23 protein-coding genes are annotated in these 23,111 nt (G+C 72.0%); 9 read left to right on the top strand and 14 right to left on the bottom strand.

Annotation, left to right across the window (positions count from 1 at the left end; translation table 11 throughout):
* The first annotated feature begins 149 nt into the window (after window positions 1-149).
* Window positions 150-923 carry a SigE family RNA polymerase sigma factor gene (locus tag ABT127_RS14470; RefSeq protein WP_351448790.1) on the top strand — a complete coding sequence of 258 codons (774 nt, stop codon included), beginning with the start codon at window positions 150-152 and terminating at the stop codon, window positions 921-923.
* 139 nt (window positions 924-1,062) lie between these two features.
* Here ABT127_RS14470 and ABT127_RS14465 read toward each other — a convergent pair whose 3' ends face one another.
* Window positions 1,063-1,698 (bottom strand): ATP-binding protein, encoded by a 636-nt coding sequence (locus ABT127_RS14465; protein WP_351448788.1) that lies wholly within the window; start codon window positions 1,696-1,698, stop codon window positions 1,063-1,065.
* A gap of 140 nt (window positions 1,699-1,838) precedes the next feature.
* On the opposite strand from ABT127_RS14465, the gene ABT127_RS14460 reads away from it, so the two are divergent.
* Window positions 1,839-2,237, top strand: coding sequence for a hypothetical protein (locus ABT127_RS14460; RefSeq protein WP_351448786.1), 399 nt, complete (start codon window positions 1,839-1,841; stop codon window positions 2,235-2,237).
* Between the two features lie 77 nt (window positions 2,238-2,314).
* Here ABT127_RS14460 and ABT127_RS14455 read toward each other — a convergent pair whose 3' ends face one another.
* The 3 genes from ABT127_RS14455 to deoC are packed head-to-tail and all read right to left on the bottom strand — an operon-like array spanning window position 2,315 to window position 5,624.
* Window positions 2,315-3,202: an aldehyde dehydrogenase family protein gene (locus ABT127_RS14455; protein WP_351448784.1), complete on the bottom strand. Its 888-nt coding sequence runs from the start codon at window positions 3,200-3,202 to the stop codon at window positions 2,315-2,317.
* The gene (locus ABT127_RS14450; RefSeq protein ID WP_351448781.1) at window positions 3,195-4,631 is read right to left on the bottom strand and encodes an aldehyde dehydrogenase family protein; all 1,437 of its coding nucleotides are present in this window, start codon (window positions 4,629-4,631) and stop codon (window positions 3,195-3,197) included. Before ABT127_RS14450 ends, ABT127_RS14455 begins: the two co-directional genes overlap by 8 nt.
* Window positions 4,632-4,655: 24 nt before the next feature.
* The gene (deoC, locus tag ABT127_RS14445; protein ID WP_351449097.1) at window positions 4,656-5,624 is read right to left on the bottom strand and encodes a deoxyribose-phosphate aldolase; all 969 of its coding nucleotides are present in this window, start codon (window positions 5,622-5,624) and stop codon (window positions 4,656-4,658) included.
* Between the two features lie 339 nt (window positions 5,625-5,963).
* Between deoC and ABT127_RS14440 the strand changes: the two genes are divergently transcribed.
* Window positions 5,964-6,590 carry a PH domain-containing protein gene (locus ABT127_RS14440; RefSeq protein WP_351448778.1) on the top strand — a complete coding sequence of 209 codons (627 nt, stop codon included), beginning with the start codon at window positions 5,964-5,966 and terminating at the stop codon, window positions 6,588-6,590.
* Window position 6,591: 1 nt separating this feature from the next.
* Here ABT127_RS14440 and ABT127_RS14435 read toward each other — a convergent pair whose 3' ends face one another.
* From ABT127_RS14435 to ABT127_RS14420, 4 genes are all read right to left on the bottom strand, one after another.
* Window positions 6,592-7,791, bottom strand: coding sequence for a putative hexosyltransferase (locus ABT127_RS14435; RefSeq protein ID WP_351448776.1), 1,200 nt, complete (start codon window positions 7,789-7,791; stop codon window positions 6,592-6,594).
* 170 nt (window positions 7,792-7,961) lie between these two features.
* Window positions 7,962-9,608 carry a phospho-sugar mutase gene (locus ABT127_RS14430; RefSeq protein ID WP_351448773.1) on the bottom strand — a complete coding sequence of 549 codons (1,647 nt, stop codon included), beginning with the start codon at window positions 9,606-9,608 and terminating at the stop codon, window positions 7,962-7,964.
* A gap of 57 nt (window positions 9,609-9,665) precedes the next feature.
* Window positions 9,666-10,490 (bottom strand): purine-nucleoside phosphorylase, encoded by an 825-nt coding sequence (locus ABT127_RS14425; protein ID WP_351448770.1) that lies wholly within the window; start codon window positions 10,488-10,490, stop codon window positions 9,666-9,668.
* Between the two features lie 211 nt (window positions 10,491-10,701).
* Window positions 10,702-11,139: a gamma-glutamylcyclotransferase family protein gene (locus tag ABT127_RS14420; protein ID WP_351448767.1), complete on the bottom strand. Its 438-nt coding sequence runs from the start codon at window positions 11,137-11,139 to the stop codon at window positions 10,702-10,704.
* Between the two features lie 89 nt (window positions 11,140-11,228).
* On the opposite strand from ABT127_RS14420, the gene ABT127_RS14415 reads away from it, so the two are divergent.
* Both ABT127_RS14415 and ABT127_RS14410 read left to right on the top strand, forming a co-directional pair.
* The gene (locus ABT127_RS14415; protein ID WP_351449094.1) at window positions 11,229-12,695 is read left to right on the top strand and encodes an NAD(P)H-quinone dehydrogenase; all 1,467 of its coding nucleotides are present in this window, start codon (window positions 11,229-11,231) and stop codon (window positions 12,693-12,695) included.
* A 200-nt stretch (window positions 12,696-12,895) separates the two neighbouring features.
* Complete coding sequence (locus tag ABT127_RS14410) at window positions 12,896-13,816, top strand: DeoR/GlpR family DNA-binding transcription regulator (protein WP_502971706.1); 921 nt, start codon at window positions 12,896-12,898, stop codon at window positions 13,814-13,816.
* Between the two features lie 83 nt (window positions 13,817-13,899).
* Here ABT127_RS14410 and ABT127_RS14405 read toward each other — a convergent pair whose 3' ends face one another.
* Both ABT127_RS14405 and ABT127_RS14400 read right to left on the bottom strand, forming a co-directional pair.
* Window positions 13,900-14,505: a TetR/AcrR family transcriptional regulator gene (locus tag ABT127_RS14405; protein ID WP_502971701.1), complete on the bottom strand. Its 606-nt coding sequence runs from the start codon at window positions 14,503-14,505 to the stop codon at window positions 13,900-13,902.
* Window positions 14,506-14,620: 115 nt separating this feature from the next.
* On the bottom strand, window positions 14,621-16,393 hold the full coding sequence (locus tag ABT127_RS14400) for an acetyl/propionyl/methylcrotonyl-CoA carboxylase subunit alpha (RefSeq protein ID WP_351448761.1): 1,773 nt from the start codon (window positions 16,391-16,393) through the stop codon (window positions 14,621-14,623).
* Between the two features lie 354 nt (window positions 16,394-16,747).
* Between ABT127_RS14400 and ABT127_RS14395 the strand changes: the two genes are divergently transcribed.
* A complete protein-coding gene (locus ABT127_RS14395; protein WP_351448758.1) occupies window positions 16,748-17,221 on the top strand; it encodes a hypothetical protein in 474 nt (157 codons plus the stop codon).
* Here the strand turns inward: ABT127_RS14395 and ABT127_RS14390 are convergent.
* The 4 genes from ABT127_RS14390 to ABT127_RS14375 form a co-directional block, all read right to left on the bottom strand.
* On the bottom strand, window positions 17,193-17,804 hold the full coding sequence (locus ABT127_RS14390; protein ID WP_351448755.1) for a nucleoside triphosphate pyrophosphatase: 612 nt from the start codon (window positions 17,802-17,804) through the stop codon (window positions 17,193-17,195). The two genes, ABT127_RS14395 and ABT127_RS14390, sit on opposite strands and share 29 nt — an antisense overlap.
* A 29-nt stretch (window positions 17,805-17,833) precedes the next feature.
* Window positions 17,834-17,962 carry a morphogenic membrane protein MmpB gene (gene mmpB / locus ABT127_RS14385; protein ID WP_351448752.1) on the bottom strand — a complete coding sequence of 43 codons (129 nt, stop codon included), beginning with the start codon at window positions 17,960-17,962 and terminating at the stop codon, window positions 17,834-17,836.
* Between the two features lie 89 nt (window positions 17,963-18,051).
* Window positions 18,052-18,258, bottom strand: coding sequence for an acyl-CoA carboxylase epsilon subunit (locus tag ABT127_RS14380; protein WP_111664044.1), 207 nt, complete (start codon window positions 18,256-18,258; stop codon window positions 18,052-18,054).
* A gap of 11 nt (window positions 18,259-18,269) precedes the next feature.
* The gene (locus ABT127_RS14375) at window positions 18,270-19,865 is read right to left on the bottom strand and encodes an acyl-CoA carboxylase subunit beta (protein WP_351448750.1); all 1,596 of its coding nucleotides are present in this window, start codon (window positions 19,863-19,865) and stop codon (window positions 18,270-18,272) included.
* Between the two features lie 122 nt (window positions 19,866-19,987).
* On the opposite strand from ABT127_RS14375, the gene ABT127_RS14370 reads away from it, so the two are divergent.
* The 3 genes from ABT127_RS14370 (at window position 19,988) to ABT127_RS14360 (ending at window position 23,053) form a co-directional block, all read left to right on the top strand.
* Window positions 19,988-20,863 carry a biotin--[acetyl-CoA-carboxylase] ligase gene (locus tag ABT127_RS14370; RefSeq protein ID WP_351448748.1) on the top strand — a complete coding sequence of 292 codons (876 nt, stop codon included), beginning with the start codon at window positions 19,988-19,990 and terminating at the stop codon, window positions 20,861-20,863.
* A gap of 227 nt (window positions 20,864-21,090) precedes the next feature.
* Window positions 21,091-22,203 (top strand): adenylate/guanylate cyclase domain-containing protein, encoded by a 1,113-nt coding sequence (locus ABT127_RS14365; RefSeq protein WP_351448745.1) that lies wholly within the window; start codon window positions 21,091-21,093, stop codon window positions 22,201-22,203.
* A 46-nt stretch (window positions 22,204-22,249) separates the two neighbouring features.
* Window positions 22,250-23,053 (top strand): enoyl-CoA hydratase/isomerase family protein, encoded by an 804-nt coding sequence (locus ABT127_RS14360; protein WP_351448742.1) that lies wholly within the window; start codon window positions 22,250-22,252, stop codon window positions 23,051-23,053.
* Window positions 23,054-23,111 lie beyond the last annotated feature (58 nt).

The following is a 23,111-nucleotide window of genomic DNA, read 5'->3' as shown; positions in this document are numbered from 1 at the left end:
ACAAGCGGAGTCCCTGTGACAGGTCTGTGACAGTCGGCGGACACCGTCATGAAGTCACCCGGGCAAGCTTTTGGACATCGCAAGGAACCACCGCGATGAACGAATGAAGGACCGCAGGGAAAACCGGACTCCACGACGGGGGGCGCGAGATGAACACGCTGCACAGCACCAGCTCGAGCGCAGTTGTCACGCGCCTGCACGACGTGGCGGTCCGGGCGGACCGGCACGAGAAGTCCGGTGCCGTGAGCGGGCGGGGGTGCGCTCGCGGCACCGGGCGTCAGCACACGTCGTACATGACGGTGCTCGACGGGTACGAGGCGGTGGCAGACGGGGGTCACGGGGGTGGCCACGGGGGAGCCGCGTACAGGGAGGAATCGGGGGAGCAGCGTCGTCCTTCCTTGTCGGAGGCCGAGTTCACGGCCTACGTCCAGGAGCGCCGCGCCTCCTTGTACGCAACCGCCTACCACCTGACCGGTGACCGCTTCGAGGCGGAGGACCTGCTTCAGAGCGCCCTCTTCTCGACGTACCGGGCCTGGGACCGGATCAGCGACAAGGCGGCGGTCGGGGGCTACCTCCGCCGCACCATGACGAACCTGCACATCAGCGCGTGGCGCCGCCGCAAGCTGAACGAGTACCCGACCGAGGAGCTGCCGGAGACGGCCGGCGACACGGACGCGATGCGCGGCACCGAGCTGCGCGCGGTGCTCTGGCAGGCGCTGGCCCGCCTTCCCGAACTGCAGCGCACGATGCTCGTGCTCCGCTACTACGAGGGCCGGACCGATCCGGAGATCGCCGAGATCCTCGACATCAGCGTCGGCACGGTCAAGTCCAGCATCTGGCGGTCGCTGCGGCGGCTGCGCGAGGACGAGGTGCTCAGCTTCGGCCGTGACCAGGAAGAGTCCTTCGGCGAGCTTGTGGCCTGAGGCTGGGGGGAGACAACGGGGGCCCTGTTCGGGGGAGCGGGGCAGCACGGGGGATGGCAGCGGGACCGGAGGGCCGGGGGGTCTTCCCGGTCCCGCTTCTCTTTTGGGCCCCCACCGGCCCGCGGCCGCCGACGAGATGTCACCCGGCAGACGATGAGGCCACACAGCGGCCCGCCGCGGCCGCCGCAAGACGGCCCAGCGCCTCGTCCCGGTCACAGGCGTGCGCGCCCAGTGCCACCTGGTGTCCCACGATGGCGCGTTCGGCGCGCATCAGGCGCCAGCCGCGGCGCAGCAGGAACGGAACCGACTTGCGCCCCTCGCGCAGATCACGGAGCAACCGGCGACGGAACGTCGTCGAAGGCCGCCCGCGCAGACACAGCGCGTCGGCCAGCACCCCGAGCTCCCGGCACCGCGCGACGACGTCGGCCGCGAAGATCCCCTCCGCGATGAACAGGGGAGTGCGCTCGATGTCGAGCGCCTTCTCGCCCACCCGCGAGCTGGTCGCGATGTCGTACACGGGAACGCTCGTGCGCCCCTTCTCGCACAGCGACACGATCGCGGCGATCGCCACCTCGGCGTCCCACGAGTCGGGCGAGTCCCAGTCGATGTCCGAAGTGCCCGGCACCAGCGGCAACGTGGGATCGTCCGCCTCCTTGTAGAAGTCGTCGAGGCAGAGCACGGGAAGCCCCGAGCGTGCCGCGAACGACGACTTGCCGGAGCCGGAGGGGCCGGACAGCAGAACGACCCGGGTGGGTATCGGAGGATGCGCGCTCACGAGAGAACAGTGTGCGGCATCAGGGCCCGGGCGCCGACCCCGCGTCGCGTCCCTGTGGCGGGCGCCACGTCAACTACGCTACGTGGTTCTGCGGTTACCCGTGCCGCATGTCGAACTCCGAAAGGTCCAGGCGCAATCCCATGGCCCGACACGCACACTCCACGTTCTCCACCCGCACCCGTCGCTCGCTGCTGAACGCCGGCCTCGTCGTGGGTGCCGCAGGCGCGGCCCTCGTCGCGGGCGGTGGCGCCGCGGGCGCCGCGGTGCCGACGAGCGACGGTTCCGACCTCGCGAGCGCGACCCAGGCCGCCACGAACGCCCTGCACGGCTCGACGGCGACCGGTCTCGGCACGCTGAAGACGCTCCAGCTCGACCCGCTGGCCAACACCGGGGTCGACCCGCTGGACAACGCGGTCGGCACCCAGCTCGCCGACTTCCAGCCGATCGGTACGGCCGGCCTCACGGCGCCGCTGACCAGCGGCGGATCGCTGGACGACCTGCCGCTGGTGGGCCCGGCGACGAGCCTGCTGCCGAACTGACCCGACGACACCGACCCGACGACGAGGCCCCGCCCCCTCCCGGACGGAGAAGAGGACGGGGCCTCGGGCCGTGCCGGTCAGTACGAGGAGCCGGACGCGCCCAGCGAGCCCGTCGGGTGCCAGACCGTCTTCGTCTCCAGGAACGTCGTCAGACGGTCCGTGCCCGGGTCCGCCGTGAAGTCCTCCACAGGCTGTGGACGGCGTACGCGCTTCAGGTTGTCCGCCGCCGCGATCTCCAGCTCCTTGGCGAGGGCCGCGTCGGCACCGGTCAGGTCGATGCCGTTCACGTCCTGGTGCGCGGCGAGCGCGGGGGCGATCTCCGCGGCCCGGCCGGACAGGATGTTGACGACGCCGCCCGGCACGTCCGAGGTGGCGAGCACCTCGCCGAGGGAGAGGGCGGGGAGCGGGGACTTCTCGGAGGCGATCACGACGGCCGTGTTGCCCGTCGCGACGACCGGCGCGATCACCGAGACCAGGCCCAGGAAGGACGACTCCTGCGGCGCGACGACGGTGACGACCCCGGTCGGCTCGGGCGTCGAGAGGTTGAAGTACGGGCCCGCGACCGGGTTCGCCCCGCCCACGACCTGGCCGACCTTGTCGGTCCAGCCCGCGTACCAGACCCAGCGGTCGATCGCGGCGTCGACGACCGCGGCCGCCTTGGTCTTGGACAGCCCCTCGGCCTCGGCGACCTCGCGCACGAACTGCTCGCGGCGGCCCTCCAGCATCTCGGCGACGCGGTACAGCACCTGCCCGCGGTTGTACGCGGTCGCGCCCGACCAGCCGCCGAACGCCTTGCGCGCGGCGACGACCGCGTCCCGGCCGTCCTTGCGGGACGACAGCGGCGCGTTCGCGAGCCAGTTGCCCTTACCGTCCTGCACTTCGTACACCCGGCCGCTCTCGGAACGCGGGAACTTCCCGCCCACGTACAGCTTGTAGGTCTTGAGGACACTCAAACGGTCAGACACTGAGGTACGCCTCCAGGCCGTGACGGCCGCCCTCGCGGCCGAAGCCGGACTCCTTGTAGCCGCCGAACGGCGAGGTCGGGTCGAACTTGTTGAACGTGTTGGCCCAGACGACCCCGGCCCGCAGCCGGTTCGCCACCGCCAGGATCCGCGAGCCCTTCTCGGTCCAGATGCCGGCCGAGAGCCCGTACTGCGTGTTGTTCGCCTTGGCGACGGCCTCCTCCGGCGTGCGGAAGGTGAGGACGGACAGGACCGGGCCGAAGATCTCGTCGCGGGCGATGGTGTGCGCCTGCGTGACGTTCGTGAACAGGGTCGGCGCGAACCAGTAGCCGGCGGACGGCAGTTCGCACGGCGCCGACCAGCGCTCGGCGCCCTCGGCCTCGCCCGTCTCGGTGAGCGCGGTGATCCGGGCCAGCTGCTCCGCGGAGTTGATCGCGCCGATGTCGGTGTTCTTGTCCAGCGGATCGCCGAGGCGGAGCGTGGACAGGCGCCGCTTCAGGCTGTCCAGCAGCTCGTCCTGGATCGACTCCTGGACCAGGAGACGGGAGCCCGCGCAGCAGACCTGCCCCTGGTTGAAGAAGATCCCGGTGACGATCCCCTCCACCGCCTGGTCGATCGGGGCGTCGTCGAAGACGATGTTCGCGCCCTTGCCGCCGAGTTCGAGCGTCAGCTTCTTGTCCGTACCGGCGAGGGTGCGGGCGATCTCCTTGCCGACGGCCGTGGAACCGGTGAACGCCACCTTGTTCACGTCCGGGTGGGCGACCAGCGCCGCGCCCGCGTCCCCGTACCCGGGAAGGATGTTGACGACGCCCTTGGGCAGGCCCGCCTGGCGGCAGATGTCCGCGAAGAACAGCGCGGAGAGCGGGGTCGTCTCGGCGGGCTTGAGGACCACCGTGTTGCCGGTCGCGAGCGCCGGGGCGATCTTCCAGGCCAGCATCAGCAGCGGGAAGTTCCACGGGATGACCTGGCCCGCGACGCCGAGCGCCTTCGGGTCCGGGCCGAAGCCCGCGTGGTCCAGCTTGTCGGCCCAGCCCGCGTAGTAGAAGAAGTGCGCCGCCACGAGGGGGAGGTCGGCGTCCCGCGTCTCCTTGATGGGCTTGCCGTTGTCCAGCGTCTCCAGGACCGCCAGCTCACGGCTGCGCTCCTGGATGATGCGGGCGATGCGGAAGAGGTACTTGCCGCGCTCCGCGCCGGGCAGCGCCGACCACTTCTCGAACGCCTTGCGGGCCGCCTTCACGGCCCGGTCCACGTCGGCCTCCCCGGCCTGCGCGACCTCGGAGAGCACCTCCTCGGTGGACGGGGAGACCGTCTTGAAGACCTTGCCGTCGGCCGCGTCGGCGAACTCGCCGTCGATGAACAGGCCGTAGGAGGGCGCGATGTCGACGACCGCGCGCGACTCGGGGGCGGGGGCGTACTCGAATGCGTGGGCCATTGCCGTTTTCTCTGCCATGGGGGATCAGTCCACCGTCACGTAGTCGGGACCGGAGTAGCGGCCGGTGGCCAGCTTCTGGCGCTGCATCAGCAGATCGTTCAGCAGGCTGGAGGCGCCGAACCGGAACCAGTGGTTGTCGAGCCAGTCCGCGCCCACCGTCTCGTTGACGATCACGAGGAACTTCACGGCGTCCTTCGACGTGCGGATGCCGCCGGCGGGCTTCACGCCGACCTGGATGCCGGTGGCGGCGCGGAAGTCGCGGACCGCCTCCAGCATGAGCAGGGTGTTGGCCGGGGTGGCGTTGACCCCCACCTTGCCGGTCGAGGTCTTGATGAAGTCGGCGCCGGCCAGCATGCCGATCCAGCTCGCGCGGCGGATGTTGTCGTACGTCGACAGCTCGCCGGTCTCGAAGATGACCTTGAGCCGGGCGGGCCCGGAGGCCTCCTTCACGGCGCGGATCTCCTCGTAGACCTTCAGGTACTTCCCGGCGAGGAACGCTCCGCGGTCGATGACCATGTCGATCTCGTCGGCCCCGGCCTCGACGGCCTCCCGGACGTCCCCGAGCTTCACCTCCAGGGCGGCGCGGCCGGCCGGGAAGGCGGTGGCGACGGAGGCCACCTTCACCTCGGTGCCGGCGACGGCGGCCTTCGCGGTGGCGACCATGTCCGGGTAGACGCAGACCGCCGCCGTGCGGGGCGTCGTCCGGTCGGTCGGGTCGGGGTTGACGGCCTTCGCGCCGAGGGCCCGGACCTTGCCCGGGGTGTCGGCGCCCTCCAGGGTCGTCAGGTCGATCATCGAGATGGCCAGGTCGATGGCGTGCGCCTTCGCCGTGGTCTTGATGGAACGAGTGCCGAGCCCGGCGGCCCTCGCCTCCAGCCCCACCGCGTCGACACCGGGCAGCCCCTGCAGGAAGCGGCGCAGGGTGGCCTCGGAGGCGGTGGCGTCGGTCAGGGGGTGGGCTTTGCCGGGTGCTGATGCGGGTGCAGTGGACATGGTCACGAGGGGAGCATATCTACGCGCGTAGCGGCTGTACAGGGGGTCGTACCCGGCCACCGCGGCCCGGTGGGGGCTGGTCGCGCAGTTCCCCGCGCCCCCGGTGGGGTTGTTCTTCGTGTGCGGCCCGGTGGCCGCTTCTCGCGCAGTTCCCCGCGCCCCTGAGGCATGCGCTGCGCGTAGCCTCCCCCCTGGGGCGAGCGCCCGATGAGATGGCGCACGCAGTGCGCATCTCAGGGGCGCGGGGAACTGCGCGAGAAGCCCCACCGGCCCGCGGACGAACGGAGGGGGAGGGTGGGTCCGCTCCAGCTCAGCGCAGCGTCAGGCACAATCGACGCCATGACGAGTGAACCCGAGCCCACCCGCGACCGCGTATACAGGTCACCGGCCGGCATCGCAGGCGGCGTCCTGATGCTGGTGCTCGGCGCCTGGCTCGGCATCGACGCGGTGATCGGCGGAACCGGCCGCACCCCGTGGCTGACCGTCGCGGGCCTGCTCCTCGCGGTCCCGCTCGTCGTCGCGTTCACCCTCCGCCCGGCGGTCTTCGCGGGCGAGGACCGGCTGCGGATCAGAAACCCGTTCCGGGCCGTGACGCTGCCCTGGGCCGCCGTCTCGGGCTTCCGTTCCGGGTACTCCAACGAGGTCTTCGACCAGGCCGGCACCAAGTACCAGCTGTGGTCCGTCCCGGTCTCGCTGCGCGGCCGCAAGAAGGCCCAGCGCAACCTGGCCCGGGCCGCCGCCGCGGGTGACCCCGGCCGCCCCTCGCTGATCGGCAGGAGCGGCGCCCAGAGCCGCCCGACCCGGGCCGCCGCCGACCAGGTGATGGACGAGCTGCGCGAGCTGGGCGAGGCCCGCGCGGCGGAGCCCACGGCGCAGGGCGAGCCGGTGGTCCGCTGGGCCTACGAGATCATCGCCCCGGCCGCCGTCGGAGCCGTACTCCTCGTCGTGCTCCTCGCGACCGGCTGAGTCACGGCGCGCTGGGCCACACCAGCGCCATGTACGCCCCGCAGTACGCGGCCCCGAGCACCGCCCCCGTCACCCCCAGCACCCGCACCCGCCGCGACGTCGTCCTGGCCAGCGCCAGCGCGAGGGGCAGCAGCAGCGGGAAGCCGGGCAGCAGGAAGCGGGCCCGGGGGAAGTAGACGCCGCCGCTGCCCAGCACGATCACCAGCAGCACCCCGCTGAAGACCAGCAGCGGCAGCGGCTGCCGGTCCGCCAGCGACAGCAGCCACAGCACCGCCGACGCCATCAGGGTCAGCGAGACCAGCACCAGGAACAGCTCGGGCGTCGAGTCGTACGCCAGGAACTCGCGCATCCGGCGCAGCGTCTCCACGCCGCCGTCCAACTGGTTGTGCCACAGCCGCTGGACCGCGAAGTAGCCGTCCCAGCGGCCCAGCCGCAGCCCCACCCAGCCGACGTACGCGCACCAGCCCAGCGGCGCGAGGAGCCCACCGGCCAGCACCCGCCAGGACCGGTGGCGGCGCAGCGTCAGCAGCGCCGAGAGGGAGACCGCCGCGGCGATCGCGATGCCGGTCGGGCGGGTCAGACCGGCCAGCGCGGCCAGCGTGCCCGCCCACACCCAGCGGCCGGTGAGCACCGCGTACAGCGACCAGGCGACGAACGCCGTGAACAGTGATTCGGTGTACCCCATCCACTGCACCAGGCCGACCGGCAGGCACGCCCAGAGGAAGGTCAGGGCCACCCCGACCCGGCTGCCGTAGAGGCGGTCGCCGACCGCGAAGATCCCCAACGCGGCGGCGAACGAGCAGAGCACCGCGAGCACCAGGCCGACGCTGGCCCGCGAGCCCGGGGTCACCGCGGCGACCGCCTTGACCAGGCCCGGGTAGAGGGGGAAGAACGCCAGGTTGTTGGCGTTGTAGGCGGTGCCGAGCGCGTGGGCGTACCCGTGGTCGGCGATGCCCAGGTACCACTTGGAGTCCCAGTCGCGGGCGAGCGTCGGCCAGACGCCGTGGCCCTCCTTGTGCGCCCAGATGCCGAGGACGAGCAGCGAGAAGAGGCGCACGGCCGCGTACGCGGACAGGGCGGGGGCGGCGCGGCGCAGGGAGCGGGCGGCGCGGGCGCGCAGCCGGACGATCGCCGCGGGGGCGGGGCGGCTCCTTCTGGCGTGCGGGAGGAGAAGGGCCTCGGGGGCGGCGGTCGGGGGCACTCGGTCGGCTCCTGGGGAACGGGGACATGGGCCGGGGGCAACGTTCCCGTCGCCCCCGGCCCATGCCTGCCTGCTCCGCAGGAACCACCCGTCCGAGGTATCCGCACGCCCCAATCAAGCCCCTCCGGCGATTGAGGAGCGGGGTCCGGGGCGGAGCCCCGTGGCCCGCGCTAGATCCCCGCGGCGGCGGACAGGTCCTGCTTGATCCGCGCGAGGAGCCCGGCCCCCTCGACCCGGGCGGAGCCCAGCGCGGCCCGGTCCGCCACGGGGACCACGACCTCCAGGTAGCACTTCAGCTTCGGCTCGGTGCCGGACGGACGCACGATGACGCGCGCCCCGTCGAGCGTGTACCGCAGCCCGTCGGTCGGCGGCAGCCCGCCGGCTCCCTGGGACAGGTCCTCGGCCGACGTCACCGCGAGCCCGGCCAGCACCGCCGGAGGCGTCTCGCGCAGCCTGCGCATGGCGTCGGCGATGAGCGACAGGTCCTCGACCCGCACGCTCAGCTGGTCCGTGGCGTGCAGTCCGTGGGCCAGCGCCAGATCGTCCAGCGCGTCGAGCAGCGTACGGCCCTGCTCCTTCAGCTCACTGGCCAGCTCGGTGACGAGCAGCGCCGCCGTGATGCCGTCCTTGTCGCGGACGCCCTCGGGGTCGACGCAGTAGCCCAGAGCCTCCTCGTAGCCGTAGCGCAGGCCCTCCACGCGCGCGATCCACTTGAAGCCGGTCAGCGTCTCCGCGTAGGGCAGGGACGCGGCCTCGGCGATCCGGCCCAGCAGCGACGACGACACGATCGACTCGGCGAGGACGCCGGTGGCGCCCCGCTTCACCAGGTGGGCGGCGAGCAGCGCGCCGACCTCGTCGCCGCGCAGCATCCGCCACGCGTCACCGTCGCGGACGGCGACGGCGCAGCGGTCCGCGTCCGGGTCGTTGGCGATGATCAGGTCCGGCGCCTCGGTCAGGGAGCCCGCCGTCGCGAAGGACAGGTCCATCGCGCCCGGCTCCTCCGGGTTCGGGAACGCCACCGTCGGGAAGTCCGGGTCCGGCTCGGCCTGCTCGGGCACGAGCACCGGCGCGGGGAAACCGGCCCGGGCGAACGCGGCCAGCAGGGTCTCCTTGCCGACGCCGTGCATCGCCGTGTAGACGGCGCGGGCGGTGCGCGGGGAGCCGGGTGCCAGGACCGCGTCCGTACGCGCCAGATAGGCCTCCAGGACGCTGTCGTCCAGCGTCTCCCAGCCCGAGCCGGGGCGCGCCACGTCGTCGAGGGACTTCACCGCCGCGATCTCACCGGCGATCTCCGCGTCGGCGGGCGGCACGATCTGCGAGCCGTCGCCCAGGTACACCTTGTAGCCGTTGTCCCGGGGCGGGTTGTGCGAGGCCGTGACCTCGACGCCCGCCACCGCGCCCAGGTGCCGGATCGCGAACGCGAGTACGGGCGTGGGGAGCGGCCGGGGCAGCACCGCGGCACGCAGCCCGGCGCCCACCATCACCGCCGCCGTGTCGCGCGCGAAGTCCGCCGACTTGTGGCGTGCGTCGTACCCGACGACGACCAGGCCGTCGCCCTGCCCCTTGCCCTTCAGATACGCGGCGAGTCCGGCGGCGGCGCGGATCACCACCGCGCGGTTCATCCGCATCGGTCCCGCGCCCAGCTCTCCGCGCAGTCCCGCGGTGCCGAACTGGAGCGTGCCCGAGAAGCGGTCCGCAAGCTCCGTCAGGTCCCCGGCGGCGAGGATCCCGGCGAGCTCGTCGCGGGTCTCGGGGTCCGGGTCCTCCGCGAGCCAGGCCTTCGCCCGGTCGAGCAGTGCGCTGCCTTCAACGGTCACGGTGAAATCCTTCGGACGACTGGTTCGGACGGTACGTACGGGCGGCGGTGGTCCGGCTCAGATCTTGGCGAGGACCTGGGTCAGCAGCTCGCCCATGCGGACGGCGGAGTCACGGCCGGCCTGGAGGACCTCCTCGTGGTTGAGCGGCTCGCCGGACAGGCCCGCCGCCAGGTTCGTCACCAGGGAGATGCCGAGCACCTCCGCGCCCGCCTCGCGGGCCGCGATGGCCTCCAGGGTGGTGGACATGCCGACGAGGTCGGCGCCGAGGATGCCGGCCATGCGGACCTCGGCCGGGGTCTCGTAGTGCGGGCCGGGGAACTGGGCGTACACGCCCTCCTCCAGCGACGGGTCGATCTCCTGGCACAGCTGGCGCAGCCGCGGCGAGTACAGGTCGGTGAGGTCGACGAAGTTGGCGCCGACGATCGGTGACGTCGCCGTCAGGTTGATGTGGTCGGAGATGAGGACCGGCTGGCCCGGACGCATGCCCTGGCGCAGGCCGCCGCAGCCGTTGGTCAGCACCATGGTCTTGCAGCCCGCCGCGGCCGCCGTGCGCACGCCGTGCGCGACGGAGGCGACGCCCCGGCCCTCGTAGTAGTGGGTGCGGCCCAGGAAGACCAGGGCGCGCTTCTGACCCACCTGGTACGAGCGGACCGTGCCGCCGTGGCCCGCCACCGCCGCGCCGGTGAAACCGGGCAGCTCGGTGAAGGGGAACTCGGCGTCCGGCGCGCCCAGCGCCTCGGCGGCGGGCGCCCAGCCGGAGCCCATCACGAGGGCGACGTCGTGGGTCTCGGCACCGGTGAGCTCGCGCAGGCGCGCGGCGGCGTCGGAGGCGGCGGCGTACGGGTCGCCCTGGATGTGGTCCGGAGTAACAGATGCGTTCACGCGTTTGAGAGTAGCCGGTCACGTCCTACGCGCGTAGATGCTGATGGTCACGGGAATGCGATCGTTGTCTTGTCGTTTCCGACGAGAGCGCTCCGCTCGGGTGCGGGACCTTTTGTCCTCGGCGCCGTCGTGGCTGGTCGCGCAGTTCCCCGCGCCCCTCGAAAACGAGCTCCGCTCGTTCAGGGGCGGCCACCGGCCCGCGCCCGAACAATCAGCAAGGGCGCTTGCGGAGTTCCATGACGTAGTCGTGGGGGGCGCCCGCCGAGTCGGCGGCGTCGGCGATCTCGCCCAGGTAGCGGGCGGAGGGGAGGCCTCCCTCGTACCCGTTCAGTACATAGACCCAGGCGGGCTCCTCGCCCTCGAGGGTGTCGATGCGTACCCGCATCCGCCGGTAGATGTCGAGGCCGACACCCTCCCAGCGGTCCATGGAGTCCTCGTCCATCGGTGCGATGTCGTACAGCGCGACGAAGACCTGCGAGCGCGGCGCCTCCACGATGGTGGCCAGCGAGCCCTCCCAGCCCATCTGCTCGCCCCCGAACGTCAGCCGCCAGCCGTTGAGCCAGCCCGTCGAGCGCAGCGGCGAGTGCGGGGCGCGGCGGCTCATCAGCCGCGCGTCGAGGTTGCCGGCGTACGCGGCGTAGAGCGACATGGGTCCGAGGGTACGACAGGGACGGCCGGGACCCCGGGTGAAGTCCGTACCAGGAAGGATCCGCGGCACGCACCCCGACAGGACGCCCCATTGTTGCGTGCGGGACAATGGGGCATGTGACTCGGATCGTGATCATCGGTGGCGGACCTGGCGGATACGAGGCGGCACTGGTGGCCGCCCAGCTCGGCGCGGAGGTGACCGTCGTCGACTGCGACGGTCTGGGCGGTGCGTCGGTGCTCACCGACTGCGTGCCGTCGAAGACCCTGATCGCCACGGCCGAGGTGATGACCACCTTCGACTCTTCGTACGAGGAGTTGGGGATCATCGTCGAGGACGACACCCCGGACCCGGACTCCCCGGCCCGCGTCGTCGGCGTCGACCTCGGCAAGGTCAACCGCCGGGTGAAGCGCCTCGCGCTCGCCCAGTCCCACGACATCACCGCGTCCGTCACGCGTGCGGGCGCGCGCGTGCTGCGCGGCCGGGGCCGGCTCGACGGCCAGCAGGACCTCGACGGCTCCCGCAAGGTGATCGTCACGGCCGTCGACGGCTCCGAGGAGACCCTCACCGCCGACGCCGTGCTGCTCGCCACCGGCGGTCACCCGCGCGAGGTCCCGGACGCCCAGCCCGACGGCGAGCGGATCCTGAACTGGACGCAGGTCTACGACCTCGACGAGCTCCCCGAGGAGCTGATCGTGGTCGGCTCCGGCGTGACGGGTGCCGAGTTCGCCGGTGCCTACCAGGCGCTCGGCTCCAAGGTCACCCTCGTCTCCTCCCGCGACCGGGTGCTCCCGGGCGAGGACCCGGACGCCGCCGCCGTCCTGGAGGACGTCTTCCGGCGCCGCGGCATGAACGTCATGGCCCGCTCGCGCGCCGCCTCCGCCAAGCGCGTCGGCGACCGCGTCGAGGTCACCCTGTCCGACGGCCGGGTCATCTCCGGCACGCACTGCCTGATGGCGGTCGGCGCGATCCCCAACAGCGAGGGGCTCGGCCTGGAGGGCGCCGGGGTCAAGGTGAAGGACTCCGGTCACATCTGGACCGACAAGGTCTCGCGCACGACCGCTCCCGGTGTGTACGCGGCCGGAGACGTCACCGGTGTGTTCGCCCTCGCCTCCGTGGCCGCGATGCAGGGCCGCATCGCGATGTACCACTTCCTGGGCGACGCGGTGGCCCCGCTGAACCTCAAGACGGTCTCGTCGAACGTCTTCACCGACCCCGAGATCGCCACCGTCGGCGTCTCCCAGGCCGACGTGGACGGCGGCAAGTTCGACGCCCGCGTCGTGAAGCTGCCGCTGCTGCGCAACCCGCGCGCCAAGATGCAGGGCATCCGGGACGGCTTCGTCAAGATCTTCTGCCGCCCCGGCACCGGCATCGTGGTCGGCGGAGTGGTCGTCGCGCCCCGCGCTTCGGAACTGATCCACCCCATCTCGATCGCGGTCGACAACAATCTGACGGTCGAGCAGATCGCGAATGCGTTCACGGTGTACCCCTCGCTGTCCGGATCGATCGCCGAAGTCGCCCGGCAGCTGCACACGCGCAAGCTCGCCGAAGAGGGCTGACCGGCCCGTTGTCACACTGAGTGGCGGCCCATGCGGGAGGCATACGCACGGCGGGTAGGCACCCCGCCGTGCGTATACCACTTCCGGGGGTCTGGCATGAACAGAATCTGTAATTCGGCGCAAACTGCTGAAAGCAGACGGTCGTTGGGGTTACTGTCAGTTTCGTGTTCGCTGCAGAACGTCGTCAATTGATCCTCGAAATGGTGCGAGCCAACGGGGCTGTATCGCTCCGTGAACTCGCCCGCGTCGTCCAGACCTCCGAAGTGACCGTGCGGCGGGACGTGCGCGCACTGGAGGCAGAAGGACTCCTCGACCGCCGGCACGGCGGTGCGGTATTGCCGGGCGGATTCACGCGGGAGTCCGGTTTTCCGCAGAAGTCACATCTCGCGACCGCTGAGAAGACGGCCATCGCCGATCTCGCCGCGGGTCTCGTCGAAGAGGGCGAGGCCATCGTGGTGGGCGCGGGGACGACCACGCAGGAGCTGGCTCGCCGGCTCGCGCGTGTGCCGGGCCTGACCGTCGTCACCAACTCGCTCCTCGTCGCCCAGGCGTTGGCCCATGCCAACCGGGTCGAGGTCGTCATGACCGGTGGCACGCTGCGGGGTTCCAACTACGCCCTGGTGGGCAGCGGGGCCGAGCAGTCCCTGCAAGGGCTGAGAGTGTCGCGGGCGTTCCTGTCCGGGAGCGGCCTGACGGCCGAGCGCGGCCTGTCCACGTCCAACATGCTGTCGGCGTCGGTGGACCGGGCGCTCGTCCAGGCCGCCGCCGAGGTGGTGGTCCTCGCCGATCACTCGAAGCTCGGCACGGACACCATGTTCCAGACGGTGCCCACGGACGTGATCACCCGCCTCGTGACCGACGAGCCGCCCGCCCACGACGACCGCGCCGCCACCGAGTTGCAGGCGCTGGCCGACCAGGGGGTGCAGATCGCCGTCGCGGGGTCGGGGCCCGCCTCCGCCGGGGGCGGTGACTCCGCTCCGGCACGGCAGTCCCGCCGGGATGTCCCCCTGCCGGTCCAGCGCCGCCAACTCCCCGGCGGGGGACATCCGTTGCGGAGCGCCGCCGCGATGGACCCGGCTCCGGAGCGCTCGGCGAGGGTGGCCGACCTGCGGCGCCGTTAGGGGCGCGGGGAACTGCGCGCCCGGCCACGACGGGACGCGCACCCGGCGACGGATCCCGGGGCTCCGCCCCCGGACCCCGCTCCTCAATCGCCGGAGGGGCTCGAATTGCCGGCTGTGATGCCCCGGAGCGTCAAGCGCAGGAGGCGGTCCGCCAAGTCCGGGTCCGACGGGGTCTCCTCGGCGGCCAGCGCAATGGCGTTGGTCAGCTGCAGCAGATCTGCGATGGACACGTCCCGGCGCACGGCCCCCGACTCCTGGGCCCGCGACAGGAGCGCCTGCCCCGCCTCCCGCATCGGCGCACTGCACCGGGCGAGAGCGGAACTGGCGTCCTGCGACGCCGACATGAGGGCGCCCGACAGACCGCGGTACTCGCTCGCGTGGGTGATGATGTCCCGCAGCCACGCCACGAGCGCCGAGCACGGCTGCGGGGCGTCGAGCAGGGCCCGGGAGCGGTCGAGGAGTTCGGTCACCGCCTCTTCGAAGACGGCGCTCAACAGCGCGTACCGGTTGGGGAAATGCCGGTACAGGGTGCCGATGCCGACCCCGGCGCCGCGCGCCACGTCCTCCAGGGACGCCCCCGTCCCGTGCTCGGCGAACGCCGTACGGGCGACGGCGAGCAGCCGCTCGTAGTTGCGGCGTGCGTCCGCCCGCATGGGTCGGGCGCCGGCGTGCGCGGTCTCGGGCGTCATGGAGCCTCCCAGGGTGCGGGCCTTCAAGGATGCCTGATCGTTCCGGTGCCACGGCGAAGCGCCCGCCGGCCCCCTCACGGGGCCGGCGGGCGCTCGGTACAACCGGGTCGGACCGTCAGTCCTTGATCTCGCAGATGGGGGCGCCGGAGGTGAGGGAGGCGCCGACCTCGGCGGACAGGCCCTTGATGGTGCCGGCCTTGTGCGCGTTGAGCGGCTGCTCCATCTTCATGGCCTCCAGGACGACGATCAGGTCGCCCTCCTTGACCTCCTGGCCCTCCTCGACGGCGATCTTGACGATCGTGCCCTGCATCGGGGAGGCGAGGGTGTCGCCGGAGGCGGCCGGGCCGGACTTCTTGGCCGCGCGCCGCTTGGGCTTGGCACCGGCGTTGAGCCCGGTGCGGGCCAGCGACATGCCCATCCCGGCGGGCAGCGAGACCTCCAGGCGCTTGCCGCCGACCTCGACGACCACGGTCTCGCGGCCGGACTCGTCCTCCTCGCCGTCGGCCGCGGGCGCGGCGAACGGCGGGATGTCGTTGACGAACTCGGTCTCGATCCACCGGGTGAAGATGGTGAACGGCGCCTCGGAGCCGGTCAGTTCGGGGGCGAACGCCGGGTCGGTGACGACCTTGCGGTGGAAGGGGATGGCGGTGGCCATGCCCTCGACCTCGAACTCGGCCAGCGCGCGCGAGGCCCGCTCCAGGGCCTCCTTGCGGGTGCGGCCGGTCACGATCAGCTTGGCGAGCAGCGAGTCCCAGGCCGGGCCGATCACGGAGCCGGACTCGACGCCCGCGTCCAGGCGGACGCCGGGGCCGGCCGGGCCGTCGAACCTGGTGACGGTGCCGGGCGCGGGCAGGAAGCCGCGGCCCGGGTCCTCGCCGTTGATGCGGAACTCGAAGGAGTGACCGCGCAGCACGGGGTCGCCGTAGCCGAGTTCCTCGCCGTCGGCGATGCGGAACATCTCGCGGACCAGGTCGATGCCGGCGACCTCTTCGGTGACCGGGTGCTCGACCTGGAGACGGGTGTTGACCTCCAGGAAGGAGATCGTGCCGTCCGCGCCGACCAGGAACTCGACCGTTCCTGCGCCGACGTAGCCGGCCTCCTTCAGGATCGCCTTCGAGGCCGCGTACAGCTCCTCGACCTGGGCGTCCGACAGGAACGGGGCCGGGGCCTCCTCCACCAGCTTCTGGTGGCGGCGCTGCAGCGAGCAGTCACGGGTGGAGACGACCACCACGTTGCCGTGGGTGTCGGCCAGGCACTGGGTCTCGACGTGGCGGGGCTTGTCGAGGTAGCGCTCGACGAAGCACTCGCCGCGGCCGAACGCGGCGACGGCCTCGCGCACCGCGGAGTCGTACAGCTCCGGCACCTCGTCGAGGGTGCGGGCGACCTTCAGACCGCGTCCGCCGCCACCGAAGGCGGCCTTGATCGCGATGGGCAGGCCGTGCTCCTCGGCGAACGCCACGACCTCGTCGGCACCGCTGACCGGGTCCGGGGTGCCCGCGACCAGCGGGGCACCGGCACGCTGCGCGATGTGCCGGGCGGCGACCTTGTCACCCAGATCCCGGATGGCGTGCGGGGGCGGACCGATCCAGATCAGGTTCGCGTCCAGCACGGCCTGGGCGAACTCCGCGTTCTCCGACAGGAATCCGTAGCCCGGATGAATGGCGTCCGCGCCGGAGTCCTTCGCGGCCTGCAACACCTTGGTGATGTCCAGATAGCTCGTCGCGGGGGTGTCACCACCCAGCGCGAAGGCCTCGTCGGCCGCGCGGACATGCAGAGCGTCCCGGTCCGGATCGGCATAGACGGCAACGCTCGCGATCCCGGCGTCCCGGCACGCCCGGGCCACGCGGACAGCGATTTCGCCACGGTTGGCGATGAGCACCTTGCGCACGATGGCTCCCTCCTTGAAACAAGCCGAGTTTAGGGACAGCCGACACGGGCTTACGACCCACCCTCAATGGTGAGCTTGCCCACACGGAGTGTGACTCGAGGGCTGCTCGGTCCCGGAAATCCCTTGTCGCGCCTGGCTGCACGGGATCCCTCGGTCGAACCCTATCCCTGCTGTGTGGTCTAGGTCTCTGTGAGACCGCGCCGCGGCCGGTCGGCTTTCTTTGTGGAGTCCCTACGAATGGCCCAACGATTCTTTGCCTTCGCCAGAACCCTTGTCCGGAGGTTTACCCGTTAGTAGCGTTCGGGATGTCTCGACGTACTCGCAGTAACAGGCGATGGCTCAGGGGAAAGTGGGGTGGGGCCGGTGGCCCGCAGGCCGGTGGCGTGGGTGGCCGCGATCGTGCTCTTCGCGGAGGCGCTCGGAATCGTCTTCCTGAACTGGTTCCTCGGCCTCGTGGTCGACCACCAGGAGATGTCCCTGGCCGGTCTCGACCCGCGTGCGATGTCCGTCGGCGCGTGGGTCGCGGGCGGTGTCTTCGGCCTCTACCTGGCGCTGTGCGCCGTGGTGCTGCTGCGCGCCGCGATCACCGACCGGGCGCCGGGCGGCTTCGGGCGGATCCTGCTGATCAGCGTGGCCGTGGTGCACGGACTGCTCGGCGCGTTCGCCATCGGTCTGGTGGGCTGGACCGCGTTCCTCGCGATGATGGTCGTGCTCGGCCTCGTGGTGCTGACGCTGGTCGCCTACGACCGGCGGGAGAAGAACCCCGAGGACAGCAGGCCCGCGCCGCCGGCCGGGCCCGCTAGCCCTCCGGCGCCCACAACTCCGTGACGCTGACGCCCAGTTCCGCCAGGAGCCGGCGCAGCAGGGGCAGCGACAGGCCGAGCACATTGCCGTGGTCGCCGTCGATGCCGTCGACGAAGGGGCCCGAGCGGCCGTCGAGGGTAAAGGCGCCCGCCACGTAGAGGGGCTCGCCCGTCGCCACGTACGCGGCGATCTCGGCGTCGGTCGGCTCGCCGAACCGGACCACGGTGGACCCGGTGCCCGAGGCGTACCGGCCGGACGCGGTGTCGTAGACGCAGTGGCCCGTCTGCAGGGTGCCCGCGCGGCCCCGCATCGCCTTCCAGCGGGCCGTGGCCTCCTCGGCGTCGGCGGGCTTGCCGAGCGCCTCGCCGTCCAGGTCGAGGACGGAGTCGCAGCCGACGACCAGTGCGTCCCGGGCCTCGGGCCGGGCGGCCACGACGGACGCCTTGGCCTCGGCGAGGGCGAGCGCGAGTTCCGCCGGGGTCGGGGCCGTCACGGCCTCCTCGTCGAAGCCGCTGACGATGACCTCCGGCGCGAAACCGGCCTGCCTCAGCAGCGCGAGGCGGGCGGGGGACTGGGAGGCCAGGATCAGGCGGCGAGACGGCGTCATGGGAGCCAGCGTATAGAACCGCCGACCGCTCACAGGACGCCCAGCACGAACATCGTCAGCACCATCGCCAGGGCCAGCACGAAGCTCGCCCGCCGCAGCATCCCCTGCGTCGCGCGAAGCTCCTCGGGAGGCTTGTCCTCGGGATCCGACCACAGCACGACACCGATACTGCGACGCGCTCGTGCGGGGCGCCTGAGTACGCGTACTCAGGCGCCCCGCACGAGCGGACTATTTTCTTCCGGCCGGCTCACGCGGGCCAGTAGGTGCGCGACCAGCTCGCCGGGCCCGGGGCGGGCAGCCGGCGGCCGGCGATGCGGGAGGGGTCGGCCCACGCGTCCCGCTCGGCCGCGGCCGCCGGGGCTTCGGGCGCCGCCGCGGCCCGGGCCTGGACCACCGCCAGTGCGGCGGCCAGCTCCTCGGGGGTCGGGTTTCCTCGTACGACCTTGATCATCATGACCGGGGCTCCTAGAGGGGGATGTTGCCGTGCTTCTTCGGGGGCAGGCTCTCCCGCTTCGTCCGCAGCTGGCGCAGCCCCTTCACGACGTGGGCGCGGGTGTCGGACGGCAGGATCACCGCGTCGACGTAACCGCGCTCGGCGGCCGTGTACGGGTTGAGGAGCGTGTCCTCGTACTCCTGGATGAGGCGGGCCCGGGTCTCCTCGACGTTCCCGGACTCCTCGGCCGCGGCGATCGTCTTGCGGTGCAGGATGTTGACCGCGCCCTGCGCGCCCATGACCGCGATCTGGGCGGTGGGCCACGCCAGGTTCAGGTCGGCGCCCAGGTGCTTGGAGCCCATGACGTCGTACGCGCCGCCGAACGCCTTGCGCGTGATGATCGTGATCAGCGGGACGGTCGCCTCGGCGTACGCGTAGATCAGCTTGGCGCCGCGCCGGATGATGCCCTCGTGCTCCTGCTCGACGCCCGGCAGGAAGCCGGGGACGTCCACGAACGTCAGCACGGGCACGTTGAAGGCGTCACACGTGCGGACGAACCGCGCGGCCTTCTCGCTCGCGTGGATGTCGAGGCAGCCGGCGAACTGCATCGGCTGGTTGGCGACGATGCCGACCGGGCGGCCCTCGACCCGGCCGAAGCCGGTGAGGATGTTCGGCGCGAACAGCGACTGCGTCTCGAAGAACTCGGCGTCGTCCAGGACGTGTTCGATCACCGTGTGCATGTCGTACGGCTGGTTGGCGCTGTCCGGGACGATCGTGTCCAGCTCGCGGTCCTCGTCCGTGACGGACAGGTCGGCCTCCTCGGGGAAGGCCGGCGGCTCGCTCAGGTTGTTCGACGGCAGGTAGGACAGCAGCGACTTGACGTACTCGATGGCGTCCTTCTCGTCGCCCGCCATGTGGTGCGCGACGCCGGAGCGCGAGTTGTGCGCCCGCGCGCCGCCCAGCTCCTCGAAGCCGACGTCCTCGCCGGTGACCGTCTTGATGACGTCGGGGCCGGTGATGAACATGTGGCTGGTCTGGTCGACCATCACCGTGAAGTCGGTGATCGCGGGGGAGTACACCGCGCCGCCCGCGCACGGGCCGACGACCAGGCTGATCTGCGGGATGACGCCCGAGGCGTGGGTGTTGCGGCGGAAGATCTCGCCGTACATGCCCAGCGCCATCACGCCCTCCTGGATGCGGGCGCCGCCGGAGTCGTTGATGCCGATGACCGGGCAGCCGGTCTTCAGGGCGAAGTCCATCACCTTCATGATCTTCTGGCCGAAGACCTCGCCGAGGGCGCCGCCGAAGACCGTGAAGTCCTGCGAGAAGACGGCCACCGGACGGCCGTCGACCGTGCCGTAACCGGTCACCACGCCGTCGCCGTACGGTTTGTTGGCGTCCAGGCCGAAGTCGGTCGAGCGGTGGCGCGCGAACTCGTCCAGCTCCACGAACGAGTCCTCGTCCATCAGCAGGTCGATCCGCTCACGGGCCGTCAGCTTGCCCTTGGCGTGCTGCTTCTCGACCGCGCGGGCCGAACCCGCGTGGGTCGCCTCGTCGATCCGGCGCCGCAGATCCTCGATCTTGCCTGCGGTGGTGTGGATGTCGGGCTTCTCTTCCAACTCGGACATCGGGATGCGGCTCCCTGCCTGGACAGTTCGGGGTGGGGACGGTGCGGTGGCTACTGACTCGTAGCGTAGTGGCGCGAATACGGCTCGGCAGTGCGGCGTTTGCCACACCTACGCTGGGTTGCATGACGCCGCGAGATGGTTCAGACGTGCACGAGAACAACCGCTGGTCCGACCTGGACCGGCCACCGCTGGGCCAGGCGGGGCTGCGCCGCTCCCTCCTGCGCGGGGACGGACTGTGGTCGTCCCTCGAAGTGCTGCCCCGTACCGGCTCCACCAACACCGACCTGGTGACCCGGGCCTCCTCCGGGGCCGTCGCCGAGGGGGCCGTGCTGATCGCCGAGGAGCAGAGCGCGGCGCGCGGTCGTCTCGACCGGCGCTGGTCGGCGCCGCCGCGCTCCGGGCTGTTCTTCTCGGTGCTGCTCAAGCCCGGGGAGCACGAGGTGCCGGTGGAGCGGTGGGGGTGGCTGCCGCTGCTCGCCGGGGTCGCGCTCGCCACGGGGCTGTCCGCGGCGGCCGGGGTCGACACGGCGCTGAAGTGGCCCAACGACCTGCTGCTCACCGTCGGCGACGAGGAGCGCAAGGCCGCCGGCATTCTCGCGGAGCGGGCCGGGGCCGACGGGGTCGTGGTCGGGATCGGGCTGAACGTGTCGCTGCGCGCCGAGGAGCTGCCGGTGGCCACCGCGGGATCGCTGGCGCTGGCCGGGGCCAAGGTGCTCGACCGGGAGCCGTTGCTGCGGGCCGTTCTGCGGTCGTTCGAGCGGTGGTATCAGGAGTGGTGTGCGGCGCAGGGGGATCCCGGGGTGTCGGGGTTGCAGGCGACGTATGCGGCCGGGTGCGCGACGCTGGGGCGCTCCGTGCGGGCCCAGTTGCCCGGGGGGCGGGATCTCGTGGGGGAGGCCGTTGCCGTGGACGGTGACGGGCGCCTGGTCATCGCGGGCCCCGACGGCACCCGTGAGCCGGTCGGCGCCGGCGACATCATCCATCTCCGTCCTGCCTAGACCGGTTTCGTCGGGAGGCGCGGGAGGCTGCGCGTCAGCGCATGCCTCAGGGGCGCGGGGAACTGCGCGACCAGCCACGACGGTGGCGCGGAGGAGAGACCACCCGGAGACACGGGCGCGGAGCAACCGAGGGACCCGGTGCGAACGGAGTGACCTGGCGCACAAGGGCTGCCGTACAGTTGAGCCCGGTCGATACCTGACCGTGGCAGATCGGAAGGGCAGCAGGCGTGACCGTCGACGACTCGGGCTCCGGCACGGGTGGCCAAGGCGACCCCGAAGAGGCCGAAGAGCACGCCGAGGATCCCCTCGCCCTGCGGCTCGAAGGGCTCATCCTCGGCGCCGAGCGCCGCTACACCCCGTTCCAGGCGGCCCGCAGCGCGGGCGTCTCCATGGAGCTTGCCTCCCGGTTCTGGCGGGCCATGGGCTTCGCCGACATCGGCCAGGCCAAGGCCCTGACCGAGGCGGACGTGCTGGCGCTGCGCCGGCTCGCCGGTCTCGTGGAGGCCGGGCTGCTCAGCGAGGCGATGGCCGTCCAGGTGGCCCGGTCCACGGGCCAGACCACGGCGCGACTCGCCGAGTGGCAGATCGATTCGTTCCTGGAAGGGCTCACCGAACCGCCCGAGCCCGGCATGACCCGTACCGAGGTCACGTATCCGCTGATAGAGCTGCTCCTGCCCGAGCTGGAGGAGTTCCTCGTCTACGTGTGGCGGCGGCAGCTGGCCGCCGCCACCGGACGGGTCGTCCAGGCCGGGGACGACGAGGAGATGGTGGACCGGCGGCTCGCCGTCGGCTTCGCCGACCTGGTCGGGTTCACGCGGCTGACCCGGCGGATGGAGGAGGAGGAGCTCGGCGAGCTGGTCGAGGCCTTCGAGACCACGGCCGCCGACCTGGTCGCCGCACACGGCGGGCGGCTCATCAAGACGCTCGGCGACGAGGTGCTGTTCGCCGCCGACGACGCCGGGATCGCGGGCGAGATCGCGCTGCGGCTCATCGAGACGATGAGCAACGACGAGACCATGCCCGAGCTGCGCGTCGGCATGGCGTTCGGGACCGTGACGACCCGGATGGGCGATGTCTTCGGCACGACCGTGAACCTCGCGAGCCGGCTGACCTCGATAGCGCCCCGGGACAACGTCCTCGTCGACGGCGCCTTCGCCGAGGAGCTGATCCGCACCGGCGACGCGCCGACGTCGGAGGCCGAGGCGGCCGTCGAGGCGCAGAAGGCGGAGCAGCACGGCGAGGAGCCGCCGTCGTACCGGTTCGCGCTCCAGCCCATGTGGCAGCGGCCCGTGCGCGGCCTCGGCGTCGTCGAGCCCTGGACGCTGACCCGCCGCACCTGACACCCTCCGGTTAACGCCAGTTAACCACCAGTGGAGGAGCGCAGTCGTGGGTGAGGACCAGCGGTTCGGGGAGTTCGTCGGCGTCACGCGGCACGAGGACGGCACCGTCGCCGAGCTGACGCTCGACCGGCCCAAGGCGATGAACGCCGTGTCCAGCGACATGGCCCGGTCCATCGGCGCCGCGTGCGAGGCGCTGGGGGCCGACGACGGCGTACGGGTCGTGGTCGTCACCTCCAGCAGTGAGCGGGCGTTCTGCGTCGGGGCCGACCTGAAGGAGCGGAACTCGTTCTCCGACGCCGAGCTGGTCCGGCAGCGGCCCGTCGCGCGGGCCGCCTACACGGGCGTACTGGACCTGCCGATGCCGACCGTCGCCGCCGTGCACGGCTTTGCCCTCGGCGGCGGGTTCGAGCTGGCGCTCGCCTGCGATCTGATCGTGGCCGACGCCACGGCCGTGGTGGGGCTGCCGGAGGTGTCGGTCGGGGTGATCCCCGGCGGTGGCGGTACGCAGTTGCTGCCGCGCCGGGTCGGTGCCGCGCGCGCCGCCGAGCTGATCTTCACGGCGCGCCGCCTCGAAGCGCCGGAGGCGCGGGAGCTCGGGCTCGTCGACCAGCTCGTGGACGCGGGACAGGACCGTGCGGAGGCCCTCGCGCTCGCCGCCCGGATCGCCGCCAACTCGCCCGTCGGGCTGCGCGCCGCCAAGCGGGCGCTGCGGCTCGGGCACGGGCTCGACCTGCGGGCCGGGCTTGAGGTCGAGGACGCGGCCTGGCGGTCGGTGGCGTTCTCGGGGGACCGGGCGGAGGGGGTCGCCGCGTTCAACGAGAAGCGGGCGCCCAGGTGGCCCGGGGTCTGAGCTTCGTCGCCGGCCGCGGGTGAGTGGGGCTTCTCGCGCAGTTCCCCGCGCCCCTGGA

The organism is Streptomyces sp. NPDC001904 (genome assembly GCF_040297005.1).
Classification (GTDB): Bacteria; Actinomycetota; Actinomycetes; order Streptomycetales; family Streptomycetaceae; genus Streptomyces.
Note: the sequence above shows the minus strand (reverse complement) of the source record. Positions and strands in the feature narration are given on the sequence as shown.

Excerpts from the sequence above, each read along its gene's own strand:
- ABT127_RS14410 (WP_502971706.1), top strand. The coding sequence starts at position 12,896 with ATGGTGCGAGCCAACGGGGCTGTATCGCTCCGTGAACTCGCCCGCGTC.
- ABT127_RS14390 (WP_351448755.1), bottom strand. The coding sequence starts at position 17,804 with ATGACGCCGTCTCGCCGCCTGATCCTGGCCTCCCAGTCCCCCGCCCGC.
- deoC (WP_351449097.1), bottom strand. The coding sequence starts at position 5,624 with ATGTCCACTGCACCCGCATCAGCACCCGGCAAAGCCCACCCCCTGACC.
- ABT127_RS14470 (WP_351448790.1), top strand. The coding sequence starts at position 150 with ATGAACACGCTGCACAGCACCAGCTCGAGCGCAGTTGTCACGCGCCTG.
- ABT127_RS14450 (WP_351448781.1), bottom strand. The coding sequence starts at position 4,631 with ATGGCCCACGCATTCGAGTACGCCCCCGCCCCCGAGTCGCGCGCGGTC.
- ABT127_RS14460 (WP_351448786.1), top strand. The coding sequence starts at position 1,839 with ATGGCCCGACACGCACACTCCACGTTCTCCACCCGCACCCGTCGCTCG.
- ABT127_RS14370 (WP_351448748.1), top strand. The coding sequence starts at position 19,988 with ATGACGCCGCGAGATGGTTCAGACGTGCACGAGAACAACCGCTGGTCC.
- ABT127_RS14380 (WP_111664044.1), bottom strand. The coding sequence starts at position 18,258 with ATGATGATCAAGGTCGTACGAGGAAACCCGACCCCCGAGGAGCTGGCC.
- ABT127_RS14440 (WP_351448778.1), top strand. The coding sequence starts at position 5,964 with ATGACGAGTGAACCCGAGCCCACCCGCGACCGCGTATACAGGTCACCG.
- ABT127_RS14375 (WP_351448750.1), bottom strand. The coding sequence starts at position 19,865 with ATGTCCGAGTTGGAAGAGAAGCCCGACATCCACACCACCGCAGGCAAG.
- ABT127_RS14420 (WP_351448767.1), bottom strand. The coding sequence starts at position 11,139 with ATGTCGCTCTACGCCGCGTACGCCGGCAACCTCGACGCGCGGCTGATG.
- ABT127_RS14405 (WP_502971701.1), bottom strand. The coding sequence starts at position 14,505 with ATGACGCCCGAGACCGCGCACGCCGGCGCCCGACCCATGCGGGCGGAC.